Origin of the sequence: Comamonas sp. 17RB (assembly GCF_030056555.1) — a bacterium.
Classification (GTDB): domain Bacteria; phylum Pseudomonadota; class Gammaproteobacteria; order Burkholderiales; family Burkholderiaceae_C; genus Comamonas; species Comamonas terrigena.
This window is the reverse complement of record NZ_JASHHY010000009.1, coordinates 231,118-251,658: the sequence shown is the minus strand read 5'-3', so window position 1 is coordinate 251,658 and position 20,541 is coordinate 231,118. Positions and strand designations below refer to the sequence as shown.

Genomic DNA, 20,541 nt, shown 5'->3' with positions numbered 1-20,541 from the left:
TCGCCAGAATCATGCATCTTGTTTGAAAAAATTTCCCCAAAAAACTCCAATACATGCTTCCCTCCAACTTCTCTGTCACTGAGATCCTTCGGTATGACGCAGTGATTGCTCTTCTTGCATCATTCGTAACCTGTCTATTGTTGGTGTGCACAAAAAAATGGCACGGGGCTTTTTCCATGGACTCGAGCACAGGAGTTCAAAAGGTCCACACAAGCCCGACACCTCGCATCGGGGGCATTGCCATAGCCATCGGCGTTTTCGCAGGATTCGCAGCATCCAGCCATGGCATCGCTGCGGCAGAGAAGCGCGCAATTCTCAGCGCGATTCTCTTGGCAGGAATTCCAGCATTTATTTTCGGACTATTGGAAGACGTTACCAAAAAAGTAACTGTCAAGATCCGCTTACTGGCCACTATGGCATCCGGCATCCTTGGCTGGGGAATTACAGGTACCGCACTGACACATCTGGATTTACCTGGTATCGATTGGCTGCTGGGTTACACAGTGATTTCTGTTTTATTTACGGCGTTCGCAGTGGGCGGCGTCGCAAACGCCATCAATATCATTGATGGATTCAACGGACTGACCGCAGGCACCGCCTTGATCATGCTGACCGCGTTTGGCCTGATTGCGCGCCAAGTGGGAGACTTGCCCTTGGCCTTTACCTGCTTGCTGGTGGCAGGATCTGTGGCAGGTTTTTTTCTGGTCAACTGGCCCAGTGGGAAAATCTTCCTTGGCGATGGCGGCGCCTATTTTTTGGGGTTCACATTGGCATGGATTGCTGTGTTGCTGCCTGAAAGAAATTCAGCGATATCTCCATGGACCAGCCTCCTTATTTGCTCCTACCCCATCACTGAGGTAATTTTCAGCATATTCAGACGAAGATTCTGGCGAGAAGGGCACCCTGCCACGCAACCAGATGCTGTTCACTTGCATACACTTGCCAATAAACGCTGGGCCAGGAAATTATTTCCCAATGCAACAAAGACAACTCAAAATGGATTTACATCGCCATTTCTTTGGGGATATGCACTAACATCCTGTGCTGCGGCCGTTTACTTTTATCAGAGCAAACCATTTACACTTATTTCTTTACTTTTTTGCCTGGCACTTTATATTTCAATGTATAGCAAATTGGCATTTTTTCGCTGGATCCCAAAGAAATGACACAACAAGTAAAAGCTATTAACATTACACCCGTCATTCTTTGCGGCGGTTCGGGCACCCGCTTGTGGCCGTTGTCACGTGCAGGATTTCCCAAGCAATTTATCTGCCTCACGGGTCAAACCAGTCTATTTCAGCAAGCGGCTCAGCGACTGGCAGCATTGGCAACAGAAGAAGTGCAAGTAGCGCCACCTCTCGTGGTCACAGGCGAAGAGCATCGCTTTTTGACCTCTGAACAGCTGCGAGAAATGGATATCCCACTGGGCAGTGCACTGTTAGAACCTATAGGCCGCAACACAGCACCCGCCCTTACTCTTGCAGCACTGGCAGCCGTGGAATCAGGCCAAGACACCATCTTGGCCGTCACACCGGCAGATCAGACCATAACCGATGCTGCGGCCTTCAAGCTGGCCATGCACCAGGCCATCAAGGAAGCCGAGAAGGGCAGTATCACCATCCTCGGCATAACACCGCATCGGCCTGAAACGGGATATGGATACATCCTCGGCGAACATCCTGAAGCGACCATGGAGCCATGGAACGTGCAGCAGTTCATCGAGAAACCCGATGCCGCGCGAGCCCAAGCCTATCTGGAAGCGGGCCACTATTTCTGGAATGCCGGCATTTTTGTTCTGAAGGCATCGGTCTGGCTCAAAGCGCTTGCCCATTTCCGGCCAGACATCCTGGAAACAGTCCAGCAAGCCTGGCAGGCGCGCAGGGTAGATGCTCAATTCACCCGCCCCGACCCAGCTCTATTTGCAACGGTTGCGGCCGAGTCAGTTGACTATGCGGTGATGGAGCATTGTCCAGGCAGCGAATTCTCGATCAAGATGGTTCCGCTGGAGGCCGGTTGGAACGATTTAGGCGCCTGGGATGCAGTCTGGCAAGTTCTTCCGAAAGACGCATATGGAAATGCCAGCGTCGGGGATGTGATCACGACTGACAGCAGCAACAACCTGACCCACGCCACCAGCCGACTGGTGGCTCTGGTCGGAGTCAAAGACATGGTGGTTGTCGAGACTCCTGACGCAATACTTGTGGCGGCCAAAGACCGCTGCCAGGATGTCAAACACATCGTCACCACGCTCGACCGGGAACAACGGGACGAGCGCAGCCTGCATCGCAAAGTACACCGTCCCTGGGGCTGGTATGACAGCATTGATGAAGGCGAACGCTTCAAGGTCAAACGCATTCAAGTCAAACCCCAAGCCAGCCTCAGCCTGCAAAAACACCACCATCGCGCAGAGCACTGGGTGGTGGTTAAAGGCACGGCGGAAATCACCAATGGTGACAAAGTGATCATGCTGACCGAGAACCAATCAACGTATATCCCGCTTGGAACCGTCCACCGACTGGCCAATCCGGGCACGATTCCGCTGGAAATCGTCGAAGTACAATCAGGCAGTTATCTAGGCGAAGATGACATTGTGCGACTAGAAGACAGTTATGGCCGAGGTGATCTCTGATATCCACCTCGCACGTCCATCATGTCTATTGAATTTTATAAATTCAAAAATCAAATCGTAATTAATCAATGTTCACCGTCGAATTAATCAACGGAAAAAATTTTCAAGCCGAAGTCAACGAGCCTCTACTTGATGCCGCCGCTCGCGCAGGAATTCGCCTCAACTACAGCTGCAAGACGGGGCGGTGCAGCAGTTGCAAGTGCCGCGTAATTAGCGGCAAGGCTGATACCTTGCAGGATGCAATCGGGTTAGATGCGCAGGAGAAATCCGAAGGCTGGATCCTCAGTTGCATCAGCGCCGCCACCACCAACATGGTCTTGGAGGCTGAAGATCTGGGAGATGTCTGCGTTCCCGACGCAAAGACGTTGCCCTGCCGCATCAGCCAGATAGATTTCTTGGCCCCAGATGTGGTCCGCGTCTTCTTGCGCTTCCCTCCCACTGCGGATTTCCAATTCTTGGCCGGCCAATACGTGGATGTAATTGGACCCGGTGGTATTCGCCGCAGTTACTCGCTGGCCAATGCAGATTTTCTGAATCGACAACTGGAACTGCATATTCGCAAGGTCGACGGTGGCGCCATGAGTAACTACTGGTTCAGCCAAGCAAAGCCCAACGATCTATTGCGCATCCACGGACCTCTGGGTACGTTCTTTCTTCGCGATGTGCAAGGTACGGATCTCATTTTTTTGGCGACAGGCACGGGGATTGCCCCCATCAAGTCCATGCTGACCTCCATAGACAGCATGCCAGCCAACAATCGCCCCCGCTCCATACATATTTTCTGGGGAGGCCGTACGCCTGATGATTTCTATATCAAACCAGAAAGCGCCGTCGGAACTCAGAACTGGAACTTCGTTCTATCGAGAGAGCACCCCGGCTGGCAGGGTATTCGAGGGTATGTGCAAGATGCTGTGCTGAATAGTGAAATCCAGCTGAAGCAAGCCATGGTGTATGCCTGCGGCTCGGACGCAATGATTCAAAGTGCCAAACAGTCTCTGACTAACGCTGGACTGCCAGCGAAGTCCTTCTACTCAGACGCTTTTGTTTCTTCAAACAATATCAATTAATTAGAGAATTTTCTATGAAAGCTGTGATTCTTGCTGGTGGACTCGGAACTCGCTTGAGCGAAGAGACTTCGACACGCCCCAAGCCCATGGTGGAAATTGGAGGCAAGCCCATTCTTTGGCACATCATGAAGATGTACTCGCACCATGGAGTCACTGATTTTGTGATTTGCTGCGGCTACAAAGGTTATGTCATCAAGGAATACTTCGCCAATTACTTTCTGCACATGTCAGATGTCACTTTTGACATGCGCAACAATCACATGGAAGTCCATCACAAGCGTGCAGAACCATGGAGTGTGACGCTGGTAGACACCGGCGATGAATCGATGACTGGTGGACGCCTGCGACGCGTTGCCGACTATGTTCGCAATGATGAAGCATTTTGTTTCACGTATGGCGACGGAGTGGGCGACGTGGACATTTCAGCAACCATCCAGTTCCACAAGCAACATGGCAAGGCCGCTACGCTGACAGCAACCTACCCGCCAGGCCGATTTGGCGCGCTGGATATTCAGAGCCAGCAGGTCATGAGCTTTAAGGAAAAGCCCAAAGGCGACGGGGCCATGATCAACGGCGGCTTCTTTGTACTCTCGCCCCGTGTCTTGGACTACTTGGATGGTGATTCGACCGTATGGGAGCAGCAACCCCTGCAGCGTCTCGCCTCCGAAGGACAGCTTATGGCTTACGAACACCAAGGCTTCTGGCAACCCATGGACACACTGCGCGACAAAAATCACCTTGAAGAGCTGTGGGCCACTGGCCAAGCACCTTGGAAAGTCTGGAAATGACTCCGATCACGCAGACAGACACCGCCTTCTGGCAGGGAAAACGGGTTTTTCTGACCGGGCACACGGGATTCAAAGGAAGCTGGCTGAGCCTCTGGCTGCAATCAATGGGCGCCGTGGTACGCGGTTTCGCATTACCCGCCCCCACAGAGCCCGCTCTGTTTCATGTGGCCCGCGTGGCGGAAGGCATGGAGCATTGCGTTGGTGATATCCGCGATTTTTCCGCGGTACAGACGCAGATATCCGCATTCCAGCCGGAAATCATCCTCCATATGGCAGCGCAGCCGCTGGTACGACTGTCTTACCAGCAGCCAGTCGAAACCTATGCGACCAATGTCATGGGCACGGTGCATGTGCTGGAGGCCGCCCGCCATGCGGGATCCGTCAAAGCCATCGTCAATGTCACGACCGATAAATGTTACGAAAACCGGGAGTGGGCCTGGGGCTATCGCGAAGATGAGCCCATGGGAGGACATGACCCCTATTCCAATAGTAAAGGTTGTGCGGAATTGGTCAGCGCGGCGTATCGCAAATCTTTCCTGTCAAAAGACGGCATTGCGATTGCAACTGCCCGTGCGGGCAATGTGATTGGCGGAGGTGACTGGGCAGTTGACCGCTTGGTTCCCGATGTCCTCCGGGCCCTGCAGCAAACCCAGCCGGTGCTTATCCGCAACCCCCACGCGATCCGCCCTTGGCAGCACGTTCTTGAGCCTCTGTCCGGTTACCTGTTGCTGGCTGAGCGCCTTTACAATCAAGGGCAAGCAAATGCTGAAGGCTGGAACTTCGGTCCGCGCGACGAAGACGCCAAACCGGTGCAATGGATCGTCGAGCATTTGTGCCAGGATTGGGGCAACGGGGCAAGCTGGACGCTGCAACCCGGAGAGCACCCGCACGAAGCCAATTTTCTGAAATTGGATATCTCCAAAGCGCGACAGCGCCTGCAATGGACCCCGCGCTGGTCGCTCGAAACCGCGCTGTCTCGCATCACCGAATGGCATCAAGCGTGGCTTGCAAACCAGGACATGCGAGCCCTGTGCCTGCATCAAATTTCCCAATATCGATCCCACGTATGAACAGCACGCCAGTTAATTTTCAACCCCAGCTGGACAAACTGCGCAGCCAGATCAGCGAATTGGTCCAGCAGTATGCCGATATCGCCTACGCTCCAAAGCCCTTTGTGCCCGGCCAAAGCGCCGTGCCCGTCTCGGGCAAGGTGATCGGCGCAGGCGAACTGAAGATGATGGTCGATGCCTCGCTGGACGGCTGGCTCACCACCGGCCGCTTCAACGCCATGTTCGAGCAGCGCCTGTCCGAATTTCTGGGCGTCAAGTACCTGATCACCGTCAACTCGGGCTCTTCAGCCAACCTGGTGGCATTCTCTACACTGACCAGCCCCAAGCTGGGTGATCGCGCAATCAAGCAGGGCGACGAGGTGATTGGTGTGGCAGCCGGCTTCCCGACCACGGTCAACCCTATCCTGCAGTTTGGCGCCGTGCCGGTGTTCGTAGACGTAGACCTGGCCACGCACAATATTGACGCCAGCAAGATTGAAGCGGCAATCACGCCCAAGACCAAGGCCATCATGCTGGCGCACAGCCTGGGCAACCCTTTCAACCTGGAGGTGGTGACGGCGCTGTGCAAGAAATACAAGCTGTGGTTGGTCGAGGATTGCTGCGATGCGCTGGGCGCCACCTACGACGGCAAACTGGTCGGTACCTTCGGCGATATCGGTACGTTGAGTTTCTACCCTGCTCACCACATCACGATGGGTGAAGGCGGCGCTGTGTTCACCAACAATCCTGAACTCAAGCTGATCGCCGAGTCTTTCCGCGACTGGGGTCGCGACTGCTACTGCCCACCCGGCAAGGACAATACCTGCGACAAGCGCTTTTGCTGGACCAAGGAACAACTGGGCGGCGACCTGCCCGACGGCTACGACCACAAGTACACGTACAGCCACCTGGGCTACAACCTCAAGATCTCCGACATGCAGGCAGCCTGCGCTCTGGCGCAGATGGACCGGGTCGAGGAATTCATCGCCAAGCGCCGCGCCAACTTCACATACCTGAAGGCCAAGCTGGCCAGCGTCGCCGAATTCCTGCACTTGCCGGAAGCAACGCCGAACAGCGAACCGTCGTGGTTCGGGTTCCCGCTGATCCTGAAGGAGACGGCCGGCGTGAAGCGCACTGACCTGATCAATTTCCTGGAAGAAAACAAGATCGGCACGCGGCTGCTGTTTGCCGGCAACCTGACCAAGCAGCCTTACATGGCCAGGCGCAACTTCCGTATCAGCGGCGAGCTGACCAACACCGACGTCGTAATGAACCAGACCTTCTGGCTAGGCACCTTCCCGGCGCTGGGCTCAGAGCAACTGGACTACATCGCGGACAAACTCGAAGAGTTCTTTGGAGTGAACTTCTGATGTCAATCGTCGCGTCCCCTACTACGGATAACGGCAACGCACCGCGCTTCGCTCCTGCCCAAATGCGTCGCATCGTGCTCGAAATGGCTTACGCCGGATCTACGGTGCACATTGCCTGCGCATTCTCAATCATCGAGCTGATGACTGTGCTGTACCGGCACCACCTGCGATACCCGGGCAACGATCCGCGCGCCGAGGGACGCGACTATCTGGTCCTGAGCAAGGGCCACGGCGTGATGGCCCAGTACGCTTGCATGCACGAGCTAGGTTGGCTCGATGACTCGCACGTCCAGTGCTATTTCAAGGATGGGAGTGACCTGAAGGGCCTTTCCGACTCGCGCGTACCGGGTCTGGAAGTCACCTCGGGCTCGCTGGGCCACGGCTTCTCCGTGGGCGTCGGCATCGCGATGGGCCTGCAGCGCAAGGGGACCGATCAGAAGGTCTACGCAATAGTCGGCGATGGTGAGCTCAATGAAGGCCCGATCTGGGAAGGCGCACTTGTTGCAGCACACCACAAGATGGACAACCTCATGCTGATTGTTGACAAGAACGGTTTCCAGGCAATGGGCACGACGGACGACGTGCTGGGGCTGGGAGACTTGGCTGCGAAGTTCTCGAGTTTCGGCTTCGAGACACTGGAGGTCGACGGCCATGACGAAGTCGCGCTCGATACCGCAATACACCGGCTCTGGGCCTCCGGGCCCAGCAAGCCCAAGGCGCTGATCGCGCACACCGTGAAGGGCAAGGGTGTGCATTTCATGGAGTCGGACAACCGCTGGCACTACACCCGTCTGAATGAGCAAACCTTCGCCGACGCAATCAATGCGCTTGGCCTTCCGGGAGCATCGACATGAGAGAAGCCTTCTCCAACGCGTTGGTACGTCTCGCGTTGGCCGATCCAAAGGTCTTGTTGTTAACCGGTGATCACGGCTACGCACTTTTCGACGAATTCCGCAAACGCTGCCCGGATCAGTACATCAACGCAGGTATCGCCGAACAGAATATGGTCGGCATGGCCGCCGGCCTCGCACGTGTCGGCTTTCGCCCATTTGTCTATGGGCTGGCAGCCTTCGTGCCTATCCGCACCGTCGAACAAATCAAGCTCGACGTCGCCCATGACAGCCTGCCCGTCGTGCTGCTGGGCGATGGCGCCGGGTTCGTCTACAGCCATCTCGGCACTAGTCACCAATCCACCGAAGATATCGCATGCACGCGCGCAATCCCGGGGCTTGAAGTACTGTCGCCAGCCGATCGTTTCGAGATGACCGCGAGCATGGACCGTGCTTACGCAGCCAACGGTCCGGTGTACCTGCGTATGGGAAAATCAGATCGTGGCGATGTACACGCTAGCCCTGTCGATGCGATTTCGCCAGGGCGTCTCCTGCAGATCCGGGCTGGACGGGCCGAGCTGCCGGGCTTGATCGCCACCGGCTCAATGACTCGCACTGCGTTGGATCTTGCACTGGAATGCGATCTGTCAGTGTGGAGTGCACCATCGCTCAAGCCGCTGTCGGTGCAGGACGTCTGTGCCGCCGCACGCAACAGCTCCGGCTTGGTGACTCTGGAGGAGCACTCCGTGCTGGGTGGCCTTGGCGCGGCAGTCACGGAGATCACCAGCGAGCATTACCCCACGCGCGTACTCCGCATCGGCGTGCCAGACCGATTCTCTGAACACTGCGGCACACACGCCTACCTACTGCGTGAGCACGGCCTGGACACCGACAGCGTGCGTACGCGGCTCCATGCCTTCTGCCAAGACACCGCACCCACGGCAGCAGCGACACTCACGGCATGACGATGCAGCTAAGGCCCCGCCCATCGCAGCTGAACGTTCCGACCCAGGATCTGCAACGCTGCCACGACCTGCTCGGCGCTGCTGCATGGCGCACTCTGGCCGGGCAGCGAATTTTCATAACCGGAGGCACCGGCTTTGTCGGGAAATGGCTGCTGGCAACACTGCTGGATGCGAACGAAGCCTTCGACCTGGGCTGCCGCATCACGGTGCTAAGTCGCAACCCCGACAGCTTTTTGCGCGAGTGGCCCGCCATGGTGGACCGAGTCGACTGGTTGGCTGGCGACGTGCGGGACTTCCCCGTCGGACCTGGCCGCCACGATGTCGTTGTGCATGCTGCTACCGACGTGGTGGCACAGTCCTCGCCGCTGGACGTATTCTCGACCTGCATTGACGGAACACGCAGGGTCCTGACGCTAGCACGCGCCTGCGGTGCGAGCCGGCTTCTGCTTCTGAGCTCCGGAGCCGTCTATGGTCCCCTTCCTTCCGGCATGACACATGTGCAGGAAACCCACCTTGGCGGCCCCGACCCCTTGTCGCTCAGGTCCGCCTATGGTGAAGGCAAACGGGCCGCGGAGTGGTTGGCGGCAGAGGCCAGTGCCGGAGGCCTGAGCGTAGGCATTGCCAGACTGTTCGCGGCAGTAGGACCACACCTTCCCCTGGAAAAGCACTTCGCAATCGGCAATTTCTTGCGCGCAGCGATGGCAAACGAGGACATCGTGATCCAAGGCGATGGCACACCGTATCGGAGTTATCTATATGCCGCAGACATGGCGGCGTGGCTCTGGGCTGTGCTGATACGCGGGCAAACGGGACGCGCGTACAACATTGGCTCCAACGAAAGACTGTCTATCCGCTCGCTCGCTGAGCGAATCTGTCGTGTCTTAACAGCGACGTCACAGATTACCGTGCAAAAGCAGGCGAGTTCAGGTTCAACGCCGGAGCAATACGTACCAGACATCTCAAGAGCGCAAAGTGAACTGACGCTGGCTGCACCCATGGCACTCGACGACGCAATTACAAGAACAGCACATTGGCACGCTGTCTTCAATAGCCATCAATCTCTCTGATATCCGCCAGTCCATGTCGCCACCCAACACCGCTACCGACTCACAGAGCAGATCGCCCCTACAGCGCCCTGCTTTGCTAGGCATTGCGATTCCCGCATACAAGCGGGAATCGTTGCTTGCTCGCTTACTCGACTCCATCAATACAGAGTTACCTATCGTTGTAAGTGACAACGGAGGTTACCTCTCTGACACGTTCAAGGCCCGTTATCCTGCGGTCAAATTCTTAAGTGGGCCGGAAGTCACGGTTCTAAAGAACTGGAATCGCGCTGCGAGCTCTCTTGATTCGGAGTGGATCGTCATGCCTGGCGACGATGATCTCTATTACCCAGACTCATTCGCCACAATGCTCGAGCACCTGCAGGCGCATCCTGAGGCCGACATCGCTTTTTTCGGGCATCACATCATCAACGAACAGGACAAGGTGACATCGAGTTGGCAGCCCAGCGGCGCGCTACTCAGCGCGCCCGCCGGTTTTGAACAAATTCGCCTGGGCGCACCTGCTCGCCCTCCGAGCATCGCGTTTCGCTCTGCGCTTTTTCGAAAATTAGGCGGGTTCAACGAGACATTTGCAGTTACCGCGGGCGATAACCATTTCTATCAGCGAGCAAGCTTGATCGGCAACACGCTTTTTGTTCCCACTATTGTCTCGGGCTATCGGGTATGGAACTCGGGCTCGACGATGTCTACCATTGCCTCACGCGCTTGGATGCAGGAGATTGACTTCTGGTGCAGCAACGTACAGGAATTTGCTCTCAACCACAGCAATTACCAGTACCGGAATTCGCTGCGTGATGAAATTTACACAGCCAACCTCCGAGCAGGCATCGGCGCGTTGAAGTCGCGAGGCCAGTACTTGGGCGCCTGGCGACACCTTTTGGCTAACCGGTATCCATACAAAGCGAGTCTGTTGTCCCAAGCCAAACTATTAGCCCATCTGCTGCTGCCACGCCGGAAATGATCGCTTCCCGCGAAACCATCCTGTCGCTGCTCTACCGCATTGGCACCATCGGCTTCAGCTTCGCCAGCGTCTCCCTCCTGATCAGGAATCTGGGGCCGGAGCACTATGGCGCCTGGGCAACACTGGTGTCGGCATTGGTGTGGATTCAGATGTCTGACCTGGGCATCGGGTACGTCATCAAGAACCGTGTGGCAGCGCGGGGCGACTTGGAAGTGCTGTGTGACCAGATCGCCGTGGCGGTGCGTCTGGCCTTCCTGATCGGCCTGGCGCTGATCGTGCTTTACGTTCTGGGCGGTTCGCGTCTGTCGGTGGTACGGGATTTTCCGCTGGAAGCCAGCGTGCTCTACATCTGCGCTTTCCTGTGCCTGCCTGCCATGATCGGCGTCAACATTCTGCAGGGGCTGAACCGGTCTACCGTCTCGTTCCAGGCCTCGATGCTGCAGAGCTTGGCTTGGCTGCTGCTGGTGCTGGCGCTGGGACGTGACGCGTCCCTGCACACTCTGGCTGTGGCGTTCGCCGTGCTTTGGCTGCTCAATGGCACCTACACTTTCTTGCGAGGATACCGTGCGCTGGGTCTCAGTCAGCAGGGCTTCGGCGCCCGCTTGGTCAGCAGACGGCCACTGGCCGATGCGTGGCCGCTGCTGCGCATCGGCGGCGCCTTTTTCATTCTACAGATGACCGCTCTGGTGCTTTTCAACCTGGGCACCTACCTAGCCTACACCTACTTTTCGGCCAGCGCTGCAGCACGCTATGACATCCTGAACAAGGTCTATCAGATCCCGATGACTTTGTTTAATGTGTTGATCGCCGTCGCTTGGTCGACCATCGCCACGTTGATCAGCCAACGACAGGTGGCAAATGTTAAGCGGCTACAGGTTCAGTTATTGGCGGCCAGTGTGGGGGGCGGCGTGCTGTTACTGGCGATCTCAATGATGGTGGTCGCGCCGTTCGTGCGCCTATACAGCCATGGCCAACTGGAAGTCCAGCCAGCGGAGGTGTTCTGGTTCGCAGCCCAGGTGGCCGTCCAGATGGTGGCCTATGCCGGAGCCGTTTTCTTGAATGCAGCGGAGCGGCTGCGCATACAGATTCTGTTTGCCATCGCATCCACGGCACTGTTCCTTCCACTGTTCTTCCTGTTGCAGCGCCACGCGGCAGGCATCGCCGCGATTCCGCTGGCCACGCTGCTGGTGGTGCTACCCGGTGCGCTGTATTTCAGCTACTACGCCCGCCGTCACATCATCGGCGCGCTGGTGCCCGCTCCATCCGAGGTTCCTTCCCGAACATGAATGAATCGTTTCATCATTGGCTAAGAGCCATGCTGCCATTTCCGCTGCGGCGAGCGATTGCTCGCCTGCGCTCCCTGCATGGGCTCGCCGACCTAACGGGCCGCTGGGGCGCCGCTGGCCTGCATGCCTCAATTTCCCGCCATGCCTCCGCGCGGCTGTGGCGACAGGTGAAATTGGGGACCGGTGTCATCATCGACCCGGGCACGCACTTTCACACGAACGACAACGGAGAAGGCGCGCGCATTGTCATCGAGGACGGTAGCTTCGTTGGCCGCCACTGCTTCTTCTCCGCCGGCGAATCCATCCACATCGGCCGCCAGTGCAACATTGGCGCCGCCTGCCAATTGCTTGCCGCAGGACATGCCTATGACGATCCAACCCGGCCCTATGTGGCAGCGCCAGTGCTGTCCTACGGCCGCATGCGCCTGGGGCCCAACACCTGGATTGGCGTAGGTAGTACGTTACTGGGTGGCATCGAGGTCGGCTACGGCACTGTGGTAGCCGCAGGCTCGGTGGTGCGACAGTCGCTGCCACCCTTGTGCCTCGCTGGCGGTCAGCCGGCGCGGGTACTGAAGGTCTTCGACTGGCCCACTCGTTGCTGGACCCGCCTGCCTGATGACACGCCTGCGCGAGACGCAGCGCTGGCACACCATCTGGCGACAATTCCGCAAGAAGCCGACTACGTCCTCCAACTGAAGAGCTAAGCCCCGACCGAAATATCTATGAGTGACCCAACTGTTCAAAGCGACCGCCGCACGGCCCTGGTTCTGGGCGCCGCCGGCTTCGTCGGGCGTCATGTCTGCCGGCAACTGGCTGCACAAGGTTTCAGCGTGCTGGGCCTGGGCCACGGCCAGTGGAACACCGAAGAGCGCCAACAGCATGGCCTGATTGCCTGGCTGGACGCGGACATCACGCCCGCCACCATCCAATCCATCTGCGCAGACCAGCAGCCCGTGCTGGTCGTGCATTGCGCCGGCAGCGGCGCGGTCTCGCACTCATTTTCCGCGCCGGCAACCGATTTCTCGCGCTCGGTGGACACCACGCTGGCAATGCTGGAGTTCGCGCGGCTGCGGCCCACGCCTCCGCGCGTGGTGCTGGCTTCCAGCGCCGCGGTCTATGGAGACCAGGGCGACCGCGACATTCGCGAGGACACCCCCGTCGCACCGATATCCCCCTATGGGTATCACAAGGCCATGGCCGAGATGCTCTGTGAGTCCTACAGCCGCTTTTTTGGCCTGGAGACCCGCATCGTTCGGCTGTTCTCCGTATATGGCGAAGGCCTGCGCAAGCAGCTGCTGTGGGATGCGCTCAACAAGTTCCAGCATGGCACACCATCGTTTTTCGGTACCGGTGAAGAGCTACGTGACTGGATTCATGTGGATGACGCCGCACGGCTGCTGTGCACTGCCGCGTTGTCCCACGGTGCAGGCCATGCCATATACAACGGCGGCCATGTCCGCGCCAACACCCGGGAAGTCCTGACGCTGCTGGCCGAGGCCGGCAATACAGGACTACAGCCGATATTTTCTGGCGAGGCCCATCCAGGCAATCCGCGCCGACTGACCGCCAGCCACGAGCGCGCCGCCGTCACCCTGGGTTTCCAGCCTTGCATCGACCTACAGCAGGGACTGCAGCGCTACGCCAACTGGTTCAAGACTGAAGGACACCTCTGAGCATGCGCATCGCTTTCGCGTACCACTTCAACGACAAAGACTGGCTGGGCGGCCGCAACTACTTCGCCAGCCTGTTCAGCGCCATCCACGAAGTCGCTCCTCCGTCGTGGCAGATCGTACTGGTGCTGGGCAACAAAACCGTCTCCTCCCTTCCGGAAGAATTTCCCTGGCTGGAAGTACTGCGCACGCCGTTGATGGACCGGCTGGCACCAGCTTGGTTCGCGCGCCAGGTGACGCTGCGGGGGTTCGAGAACGATTACCTGCTGTCATGCTACCTATCGCGCCACAGCATCGATCTGCTGTCGCATTCCGCCTACCTTGGCAAACGCTCCTCCATCCGCACACTTCCGTGGCTGTATGACTTCCAGTTCATGCATCTGCCAGAGTACTGGACGCCCAAGCAGATCGCTTGGTCGACCAAGCGCTACAACAACGCCTGCAAGCATGGCGACGGCATCATCGTCAGCAGCGAGGATGCCTGCAACGACCTGCACACGTTCGCGCCCGGATACCAAAAACCGGTGTACGTGATGCAGTTCGTCTCCAACCCTGTGGACTTCTCGTGCCTGCCCTCTGCGCAGGAGATCCGCACGCGTTACCACTTGCCGGAGCGCTACTTTCATCTACCTAATCAGTTCTGGTCCAACAAAAACCATCGACTGGCGATTGACGCGCTGGCGCTGCTGAAGCAGCGCGGCATCCACGCCACCATTGTCTGCACCGGCAAGCCCTATGACGCACGCATGCCGCAATATTTTGACGAACTGATGGCCCACTGCCAGGCACAGGGTGTGGATGACCGCTTCCGGGTGCTTGGCGTGGTGCCGCATACGGATCTACAGGGTCTGATGGCCCACTCGGCGGCGGTGATCAACCCATCGCGCTTTGAAGGCTGGAGCACCTCGGTGGAGGAGGCCAAAACGCTGCAAAAGCGTTTGCTGCTGTCGGACTTGGCCGTCCACCGCGAGCAGGCGCCACAGAATGGCCGCTTCTTCGCCACGGATGACGCCGCCGCGCTGGCCGACCACATGGCCCAAACGCTCGCCGAACCCACCCTACCGGTGGATGAAGCAGCCATTACAGCCAGCTATCAGCAACGCTTGCGCGCCTTCGGGAAACTCTACGTCGACTACGTCACGCAGACCATGCGAGTGGCCACCGCGCAGGCACGATGAGCCTCACCCCGCCACAGCCCATACGCGAACACGACGCCAGCACGTCGGGGCGCCTGCCGGCCATGGCGTTGTTCATGTGGCTGCTGCCGCAGTTCGCCATTCCGGCCAGCACCGCCTACCGTCCACCAGCGGCCAGCCTGTTTCTGCTGCTGTGGGCCTTTTTCGCACTCATGCAGCCACTGGTCCTTCGGCTGTGGCTAAGAGACCCAGGCGCACTTCGACAGTGGGTCGTGGTGTTTTTCGTCTACTGCTTGGCGTCAGCCTTATATGGTTACATGCACCTTGATGGGATGGGTAAGCTGACCCTGCATTTGACCACTGGTGGCGTGGCCTACTCCCGCGTGGTGTTGGAGCGGCTGCTGCAGGTAATGCTGGTCCTCGTGGCCTTCGAGGTGGTACGCCACACCCGCCACCCGATTCGCCAGTTGATGCGCTGGTGGCTGCAGGGTCTGACTGTAGCAGTGGTACTGCACGCGCTCACCTATGTCATTACTGCCGACCCCCTGCTGCAGCGAGCCGGCACCTTCAACGAAGGCAACCTGGCCGGTATGTACTACCTGCTGTCGATCTTCGTGGCGCTGGAATACCGCCAAGCAGCACCATCACGAGCCGCCAACTGCTACCTCTTGCTGGCATTGATCGGAGTGGTGCTGTCACAGAGTTCGGCCAGCCTGGTCTTGTTGGCGATGCTGCTGAGCACTTATTACGTCTTTTCCGCCCGCACACGTAGCAGGCTTTTGCTACGCAGCCTCATAGTATTCATTGTCACACCAGCTGTGGCCATCGGGCTCGTGCTGGCAGGTTTGGACTTTGGCATTCACGAGAAGCTCTTCGAAGAAGAGGTCACGCCGGCATCGTTCTCGCGCATTGACCGCCTTGAGTCCATCAACGCCGCTCTGCTGCTCTTTGAGAACGCTCCTATCTTTGGCCAGGGCCTGCAAACCTACGGGTTTCTCAGCAACGAACTGCTATCCGGACCACTTCTCACTATCTACGATGAGAGCTATCGTCGCATCGCCAACAACATCTATGCAGAACTGGCCTCCGAAATGGGCTTGGTTGGACTGGTGCTGTTCTGCGGCTTTTTGCTCTCGTTGATTCGCCTGGCTTGGAAACGCACCGGCGCTGGCCGGCGACATTGGTTGCTGGGCTTGACCGGTGTGTTGCTGTACTGGAACGCTTTCCCTACGTACACCGTCGTTTTCATCTGGGTATTCTTCGGCCTCGTCCTCAAAAGCGCATCGCCACGAACGGCCTCATCGCCGCCCCTTCCAGGCCCCGCCCTTCCACCAGCGACGTTGGCGACAACGACGCCCCCCTGAACTCTATGCGCACCCTTTTCATCAACGGCAAGTTCGCTGCCCAACGTATGACCGGCGTGCAACGACTCGCTGCCAGCTTGCTTCAGGCGCTGGACCAACTCCTGCAGGAGTCCGGCAATACCGACCGCTGGATATTGCTCTGTCCGCCCGGAGCGAAGCCACCGGCACTCAAGCGTATTGAAGTGCGTTTTGTCGGCGCAATGCCCGGCGGCCTTCATGCGTGGGAACAGTTCTTTCTGCCCATCTATACGGCTGGCCGCACCCTGCTCAATCTCGCAGGCCCCGCGCCACTGTTCAAGCGCAAGCAGGTCTGCATGATTCCTGACGCAGCCGTCTACGACCACCCACAGGCCTACACGTCCGCCTACGGAACCTGGTACCGGCTGCTGTTCCGTACCGTTAGCCATTCGGCGCGACTGGTGCTGACGATCTCGGAGTTCTCGCGCCAGCGGCTCATTCATGCCTTGGGTCCGCACGCTCGCCGCCTGCAGCTGGTTTATTGCGCCGCCACACACATGAAGAGCGTGACGCCTGAACCCGCGGTTTTAGAGCGCCTCGCACTCAGCGACGTCAAGTACCTGCTCGCCGTGGGTAGCATGAATCCGACGAAGAATTTACCCGCACTGGTTTCGGCGTTCCGCGCCACCAGCGCGTCTGACGTGCGCCTGGTGCTTGTAGGCGGTGGTAACAATGCGGTGTTTGCTGGGGAGTCGCTAGACACGACCAGCGACCCGCGTGTGATCACCACCGGCGCCATCAGCGACGGTGAGCTAAGTGCGCTCTACCGCCACGCCCACGCCTTTGTCTTTCCGTCACTGTACGAAGGCTTTGGTATCCCCCCGCTGGAGGCGATGTCGCTCGGCTGCCCGGTCGTGGCAGCACAAGCGGCCTCGATTCCAGAGATCTGCGGCGATGCCGCGCTGTTCTTTGATCCGCTCGACATCTCCGACATCACCGCCGCATTGGAGCGCATCCTGACAGACGACACACTGCGCGAGACGCTGCGCCAGCGTGGCGCCGTCCGGGTGTGCCAGTTCACCTGGGAACGCGGCGCGCGCCAATTATTTGACCATCTGAACACAGCCGGGCTGATCTCCCAGTCGGCCGACCGACCGAATCAGTCATCACCGGCATAACATCCTCCTGCGAACAAACCTCCGTATTTTCGAAAGCCTTTTATGTCTCGAATTGCCTTGATTACTGGCGTTACCGGCCAAGACGGTGCTTACCTCGCTGAGCTCCTGCTGTCCAAAGGGTATACCGTCTATGGTGCCTACCGTCGCACCAGTTCAGTGAATTTCTGGCGCCTGGAAGAACTGGGCGTCGTCAACCACGAGCGGCTGAAGCTGGTGGAATTCGACCTGACCGACCCGGGTGTCTGCATCTCACTGATCAAACGCATCCAACCCGACGAAATCTACAACTTGGCCGCGCAGAGCTTTGTGGGAGTATCGTTCGAGCAACCTACCACCACGGCACAAATCACCGGCGTGGGAGCCTTGCACCTGCTTGAGGCCATCCGTCTGGTCAACCCCAAAATCCGCTTTTACCAAGCATCCACGTCAGAGATGTTCGGTAAGGTCCAGGCCATCCCACAGACCGAAGACACCCCCTTCTACCCTCGCAGCCCCTATGGCGTGGCCAAGTTGTACGCGCACTGGATGACCGTCAACTACCGCGAGGCGCATGGTCTGTTCGCCACCAGCGGCATTCTGTTCAACCATGAATCGCCGTTGCGCGGTCGTGAATTTGTGACCCGCAAAATTACTGACGCCTTTGCCCGCATCCGTGCAGGTAAACAAGAGATACTGGAACTGGGCAACCTGGATGCCAAGCGCGACTGGGGTTTTGCCAAAGACTACGTCGAAGGCATGTGGCGCATGCTGCAGGCAGATAAGCCTGACACCTTTGTGCTGGCAACAAACCGGACAGAGACGGTGCGGGATTTCGTTGCCATGACTGCAAAGGCCGCCGGCTACACACTGAAGTTCGAAGGCAGCGCCGAGCAAGAGATCGGCATAGACGCTGCCACGGGACGTACGCTGGTGCGTGTCAACCCGGCGTTTTATCGCCCTGCAGAAGTAGAGTTGCTGATCGGCGACCCTGCCAAGGCCGAGCGCATACTGGGTTGGAAACCCACCACCACGCTAGAGGATCTGTGTGCCATGATGGTCAAGGAAGACATCCGGCGCGTCGAACGCGGCGTATCGTTCTGATATGAGCACACAGCAAGGGCGCGTCCTTGTGACGGGGCTGAACAGCTTCACCGGACACCACCTCGCGGTGGCTCTGGGACGTGCCGGCTATGAGGTGCATGGCACGGTACGTACTGGCGAACCCATAGGACCTGAGCGGCATGTAGCTGAGCTGAATGATCGGGCAGCCCTGCTTGAAGCAATCGAGACGGTACGACCGCGCCATGTCATTCATCTCGCTGCGGTATCCTTCGTTGCACACAACGATGTAGAGGATATCTATCGCACCAACATCGTTGGCAGCAGAAACCTGCTGAGTGCGCTCGCCTCCTCCAGCATTGCATCGACGCTGGGCACCGTACTGCTGGCAAGCAGCGCCAATATCTATGGCAATACCGAAGTGACGCTGATTAATGAAGATCAACCGCCTCACCCTGCCAATGACTATGCCATCAGCAAAGCTGCGATGGAGCAGATGGCCGCACTGTGGTCGGATCGGCTCCCCATTACCGTGGTGCGCCCCTTCAACTACACCGGTGTTGGTCAGTCCTTGCAATTCCTGATTCCAAAGATCGTGAATGCATTCGCACAACGATCGCCCAAGCTGGAACTGGGCAACCTGGACGTCTACCGCGATTTCTCCGACGTACGAGATGTCGTTGAGGTGTACACGCGACTGCTGATGCTGTCACCACGCACGACACTCAATGTGTGCTCAGAGCAAGTACACACGCTGCGTGAGATCCTTGCAATGGCGAGCCACCTGTCTGGCCACTCGCTGGATATCGAGGTCAACCCTCAGTTCGTTCGCGCCAACGAAGTGCGTGTCCTACGTGGCAGTGCGGCCCGGCTGCGAAAGTTCATGCCAGACTGGCAACCCCGCCCGCTCTCCAACACACTGGCGTGGATGCTGGACAGTGCCCAACTGCACTCGTCCACCCAACCGACCCCATAAATGGCCTCAGTTTGGCTGTGCACACTAATTTATTCTCTATGTCTCCCTCTATCATGCGCAGCCTGCAGTTGACGAAGTTCTACCCTCCAATCAACGGAGGGATTGAAACTGCCGTACGTGATATTGCTGACGGCCTGTCATCACGCCAATGGCAAGTCGAGATTCTGTGCGCCAACAATCGCCGTGAGACCGTTATGGAAACCGATGCCATACCTGTCACACGCGTAGCCTCATGGGGCCAAGTGGCCTCCACGTCGCTAACCCCATCGCTCATCCCGTGGCTGCGTCGCCGCCAAGCTGAGCATGAGATCGTGCACGTGCACCTGCCCAACCCCATGGCCAACCTGGCCCTATGGCTCACACGCCCCAAGGCGCTTGTAGTCGTTCACTGGCACAGCGACATTGTCAAGCAGCAACGACTACTCAAGCTGTATGCGCCACTACAGAACTGGTTGCTGCGCCGCGCTGACGCGATCATTGCAACCTCCCCGCCTTACGCGGAGACCTCGCCATGGCTGAAGGCTTTTGCGAAGAAAGTCCATATCGTGCCGCTGTGCGTACGAGATACGGCAGCACTAGACGACGCTGTGAAACGCCGCGAGCGCGCAGCAGCATTGCGCGCTCGCTACCCAGGCAAGAAGATCGTCTTTGCGCTCGGCAGAATGACCTACTACAAGGGCTTTGATGTTCTCATCGACGCCGCAGCTATGCTCGACGATGACACTGTCGTACTGATCGGTGGCAGTGGTGAACTACTGCAACCACTGCGCGATAAAGTCATCTCGGCAGGCCTTGGCAATAAAGTGCACCTGTTAGGCCGTATTGAGGACGCCGATCTGCCGGCGCACTATGAAGCTGCAGATTTGTTCTGCCTTCCCTCATTGCTGCGCTCCGAAGCTTTTGGATTAGTGATGCCTGAAGCCATGGCTTTAAGCCGCCCTGTGGTTGCAACCAATATCGTGGGCTCTGGCGTCCCATGGGTGAACGCACACGGCGAAAGCGGGCTCAACGCAGAGCCTGGCGATCCGGTGTCCCTGGCGCAGGCGATCCGGCAAGTGCTGGATGACCCGGCCTTGGCACGTCGGCTCGGGGAGGGGAGCCGCCGCCGCTACGAAGCCCTGTTTACCGTAGAGAAAATGACCGATGCTCTGCTCGGCGTGTACGAGCACTTGCTAAACACTCCCCGAGCCTGACACTCGCATAGCTGGAGCT

The 20,541-nt window shown here is 58.1% G+C and carries 19 protein-coding genes; all 19 read left to right on the top strand.

All coding sequences use genetic code 11. From position 1 onward, the window contains the following. The first annotated feature begins 53 nt into the window (after window positions 1-53). The gene (locus QM470_RS17415) at window positions 54-1,166 is read left to right on the top strand and encodes an MraY family glycosyltransferase (RefSeq protein ID WP_283340146.1); all 1,113 of its coding nucleotides are present in this window, start codon (window positions 54-56) and stop codon (window positions 1,164-1,166) included. Beyond that, a complete protein-coding gene (locus QM470_RS17410) occupies window positions 1,163-2,629 on the top strand; it encodes a mannose-1-phosphate guanylyltransferase/mannose-6-phosphate isomerase (protein WP_283340145.1) in 1,467 nt (488 codons plus the stop codon). The genes QM470_RS17415 and QM470_RS17410 overlap by 4 nt, the downstream gene beginning before the upstream one ends. Before the next feature lie 68 nt (window positions 2,630-2,697). Continuing rightward, window positions 2,698-3,696, top strand: coding sequence for a 2Fe-2S iron-sulfur cluster-binding protein (locus tag QM470_RS17405; RefSeq protein WP_283340144.1), 999 nt, complete (start codon window positions 2,698-2,700; stop codon window positions 3,694-3,696). A 14-nt stretch (window positions 3,697-3,710) separates the two neighbouring features. Beyond that, a complete protein-coding gene (rfbF, locus tag QM470_RS17400) occupies window positions 3,711-4,484 on the top strand; it encodes a glucose-1-phosphate cytidylyltransferase (protein ID WP_283340143.1) in 774 nt (257 codons plus the stop codon). After that, entirely contained in the window at window positions 4,481-5,554 is a 1,074-nt protein-coding gene (rfbG, locus tag QM470_RS17395) for a CDP-glucose 4,6-dehydratase (protein ID WP_283340142.1), read from the top strand. The genes rfbF and rfbG overlap by 4 nt, the downstream gene beginning before the upstream one ends. After that, a complete protein-coding gene (gene rfbH / locus QM470_RS17390; protein WP_283340141.1) occupies window positions 5,551-6,903 on the top strand; it encodes a lipopolysaccharide biosynthesis protein RfbH in 1,353 nt (450 codons plus the stop codon). Before rfbG ends, rfbH begins: the two co-directional genes overlap by 4 nt. Continuing rightward, a complete protein-coding gene (locus QM470_RS17385; RefSeq protein WP_283340140.1) occupies window positions 6,903-7,757 on the top strand; it encodes a transketolase in 855 nt (284 codons plus the stop codon). Before rfbH ends, QM470_RS17385 begins: the two co-directional genes overlap by 1 nt. Then, a complete protein-coding gene (locus QM470_RS17380; RefSeq protein ID WP_283340139.1) occupies window positions 7,754-8,698 on the top strand; it encodes a transketolase family protein in 945 nt (314 codons plus the stop codon). Before QM470_RS17385 ends, QM470_RS17380 begins: the two co-directional genes overlap by 4 nt. After that, entirely contained in the window at window positions 8,695-9,765 is a 1,071-nt protein-coding gene (locus QM470_RS17375) for an NAD-dependent epimerase/dehydratase family protein (protein ID WP_283340138.1), read from the top strand. Before QM470_RS17380 ends, QM470_RS17375 begins: the two co-directional genes overlap by 4 nt. A 13-nt stretch (window positions 9,766-9,778) precedes the next feature. After that, complete coding sequence (locus tag QM470_RS17370) at window positions 9,779-10,723, top strand: glycosyltransferase family 2 protein (RefSeq protein ID WP_283340137.1); 945 nt, start codon at window positions 9,779-9,781, stop codon at window positions 10,721-10,723. After that, the gene (locus tag QM470_RS17365; RefSeq protein WP_283340136.1) at window positions 10,720-12,009 is read left to right on the top strand and encodes a lipopolysaccharide biosynthesis protein; all 1,290 of its coding nucleotides are present in this window, start codon (window positions 10,720-10,722) and stop codon (window positions 12,007-12,009) included. The genes QM470_RS17370 and QM470_RS17365 overlap by 4 nt, the downstream gene beginning before the upstream one ends. Then, complete coding sequence (locus QM470_RS17360) at window positions 12,006-12,713, top strand: acyltransferase (RefSeq protein ID WP_283340135.1); 708 nt, start codon at window positions 12,006-12,008, stop codon at window positions 12,711-12,713. The genes QM470_RS17365 and QM470_RS17360 overlap by 4 nt, the downstream gene beginning before the upstream one ends. Before the next feature lie 18 nt (window positions 12,714-12,731). Further along, the gene (locus tag QM470_RS17355) at window positions 12,732-13,682 is read left to right on the top strand and encodes an NAD-dependent epimerase/dehydratase family protein (RefSeq protein ID WP_283340134.1); all 951 of its coding nucleotides are present in this window, start codon (window positions 12,732-12,734) and stop codon (window positions 13,680-13,682) included. Between the two features lie 2 nt (window positions 13,683-13,684). Next, window positions 13,685-14,857: a glycosyltransferase gene (locus QM470_RS17350; protein ID WP_283340133.1), complete on the top strand. Its 1,173-nt coding sequence runs from the start codon at window positions 13,685-13,687 to the stop codon at window positions 14,855-14,857. Then, entirely contained in the window at window positions 14,854-16,179 is a 1,326-nt protein-coding gene (locus tag QM470_RS17345; protein WP_283340132.1) for an O-antigen ligase family protein, read from the top strand. Before QM470_RS17350 ends, QM470_RS17345 begins: the two co-directional genes overlap by 4 nt. A 5-nt stretch (window positions 16,180-16,184) precedes the next feature. Beyond that, window positions 16,185-17,315 carry a glycosyltransferase family 4 protein gene (locus QM470_RS17340; protein WP_283340131.1) on the top strand — a complete coding sequence of 377 codons (1,131 nt, stop codon included), beginning with the start codon at window positions 16,185-16,187 and terminating at the stop codon, window positions 17,313-17,315. Between the two features lie 42 nt (window positions 17,316-17,357). Then, a complete protein-coding gene (gene gmd, locus QM470_RS17335; protein WP_283340130.1) occupies window positions 17,358-18,395 on the top strand; it encodes a GDP-mannose 4,6-dehydratase in 1,038 nt (345 codons plus the stop codon). A gap of 1 nt (window position 18,396) precedes the next feature. After that, entirely contained in the window at window positions 18,397-19,329 is a 933-nt protein-coding gene (locus tag QM470_RS17330) for a GDP-mannose 4,6-dehydratase (protein WP_283340129.1), read from the top strand. A 38-nt stretch (window positions 19,330-19,367) separates the two neighbouring features. Continuing rightward, window positions 19,368-20,522, top strand: a complete 1,155-nt coding sequence (locus QM470_RS17325) for a glycosyltransferase (protein ID WP_283340128.1) — start codon at window positions 19,368-19,370, stop codon at window positions 20,520-20,522. Window positions 20,523-20,541: the final 19 nt, after the last annotated feature.

Excerpts from the sequence above, each read along its gene's own strand:
- QM470_RS17415 (WP_283340146.1), top strand. The coding sequence starts at position 54 with ATGCTTCCCTCCAACTTCTCTGTCACTGAGATCCTTCGGTATGACGCA.
- QM470_RS17410 (WP_283340145.1), top strand. The coding sequence starts at position 1,163 with ATGACACAACAAGTAAAAGCTATTAACATTACACCCGTCATTCTTTGC.
- QM470_RS17405 (WP_283340144.1), top strand. The coding sequence starts at position 2,698 with ATGTTCACCGTCGAATTAATCAACGGAAAAAATTTTCAAGCCGAAGTC.
- rfbF (WP_283340143.1), top strand. The coding sequence starts at position 3,711 with ATGAAAGCTGTGATTCTTGCTGGTGGACTCGGAACTCGCTTGAGCGAA.
- rfbG (WP_283340142.1), top strand. The coding sequence starts at position 4,481 with ATGACTCCGATCACGCAGACAGACACCGCCTTCTGGCAGGGAAAACGG.
- rfbH (WP_283340141.1), top strand. The coding sequence starts at position 5,551 with ATGAACAGCACGCCAGTTAATTTTCAACCCCAGCTGGACAAACTGCGC.
- QM470_RS17385 (WP_283340140.1), top strand. The coding sequence starts at position 6,903 with ATGTCAATCGTCGCGTCCCCTACTACGGATAACGGCAACGCACCGCGC.
- QM470_RS17380 (WP_283340139.1), top strand. The coding sequence starts at position 7,754 with ATGAGAGAAGCCTTCTCCAACGCGTTGGTACGTCTCGCGTTGGCCGAT.
- QM470_RS17375 (WP_283340138.1), top strand. The coding sequence starts at position 8,695 with ATGACGATGCAGCTAAGGCCCCGCCCATCGCAGCTGAACGTTCCGACC.
- QM470_RS17370 (WP_283340137.1), top strand. The coding sequence starts at position 9,779 with ATGTCGCCACCCAACACCGCTACCGACTCACAGAGCAGATCGCCCCTA.
- QM470_RS17365 (WP_283340136.1), top strand. The coding sequence starts at position 10,720 with ATGATCGCTTCCCGCGAAACCATCCTGTCGCTGCTCTACCGCATTGGC.
- QM470_RS17360 (WP_283340135.1), top strand. The coding sequence starts at position 12,006 with ATGAATGAATCGTTTCATCATTGGCTAAGAGCCATGCTGCCATTTCCG.
- QM470_RS17355 (WP_283340134.1), top strand. The coding sequence starts at position 12,732 with ATGAGTGACCCAACTGTTCAAAGCGACCGCCGCACGGCCCTGGTTCTG.
- QM470_RS17350 (WP_283340133.1), top strand. The coding sequence starts at position 13,685 with ATGCGCATCGCTTTCGCGTACCACTTCAACGACAAAGACTGGCTGGGC.
- QM470_RS17345 (WP_283340132.1), top strand. The coding sequence starts at position 14,854 with ATGAGCCTCACCCCGCCACAGCCCATACGCGAACACGACGCCAGCACG.
- QM470_RS17340 (WP_283340131.1), top strand. The coding sequence starts at position 16,185 with ATGCGCACCCTTTTCATCAACGGCAAGTTCGCTGCCCAACGTATGACC.
- gmd (WP_283340130.1), top strand. The coding sequence starts at position 17,358 with ATGTCTCGAATTGCCTTGATTACTGGCGTTACCGGCCAAGACGGTGCT.
- QM470_RS17330 (WP_283340129.1), top strand. The coding sequence starts at position 18,397 with ATGAGCACACAGCAAGGGCGCGTCCTTGTGACGGGGCTGAACAGCTTC.
- QM470_RS17325 (WP_283340128.1), top strand. The coding sequence starts at position 19,368 with ATGTCTCCCTCTATCATGCGCAGCCTGCAGTTGACGAAGTTCTACCCT.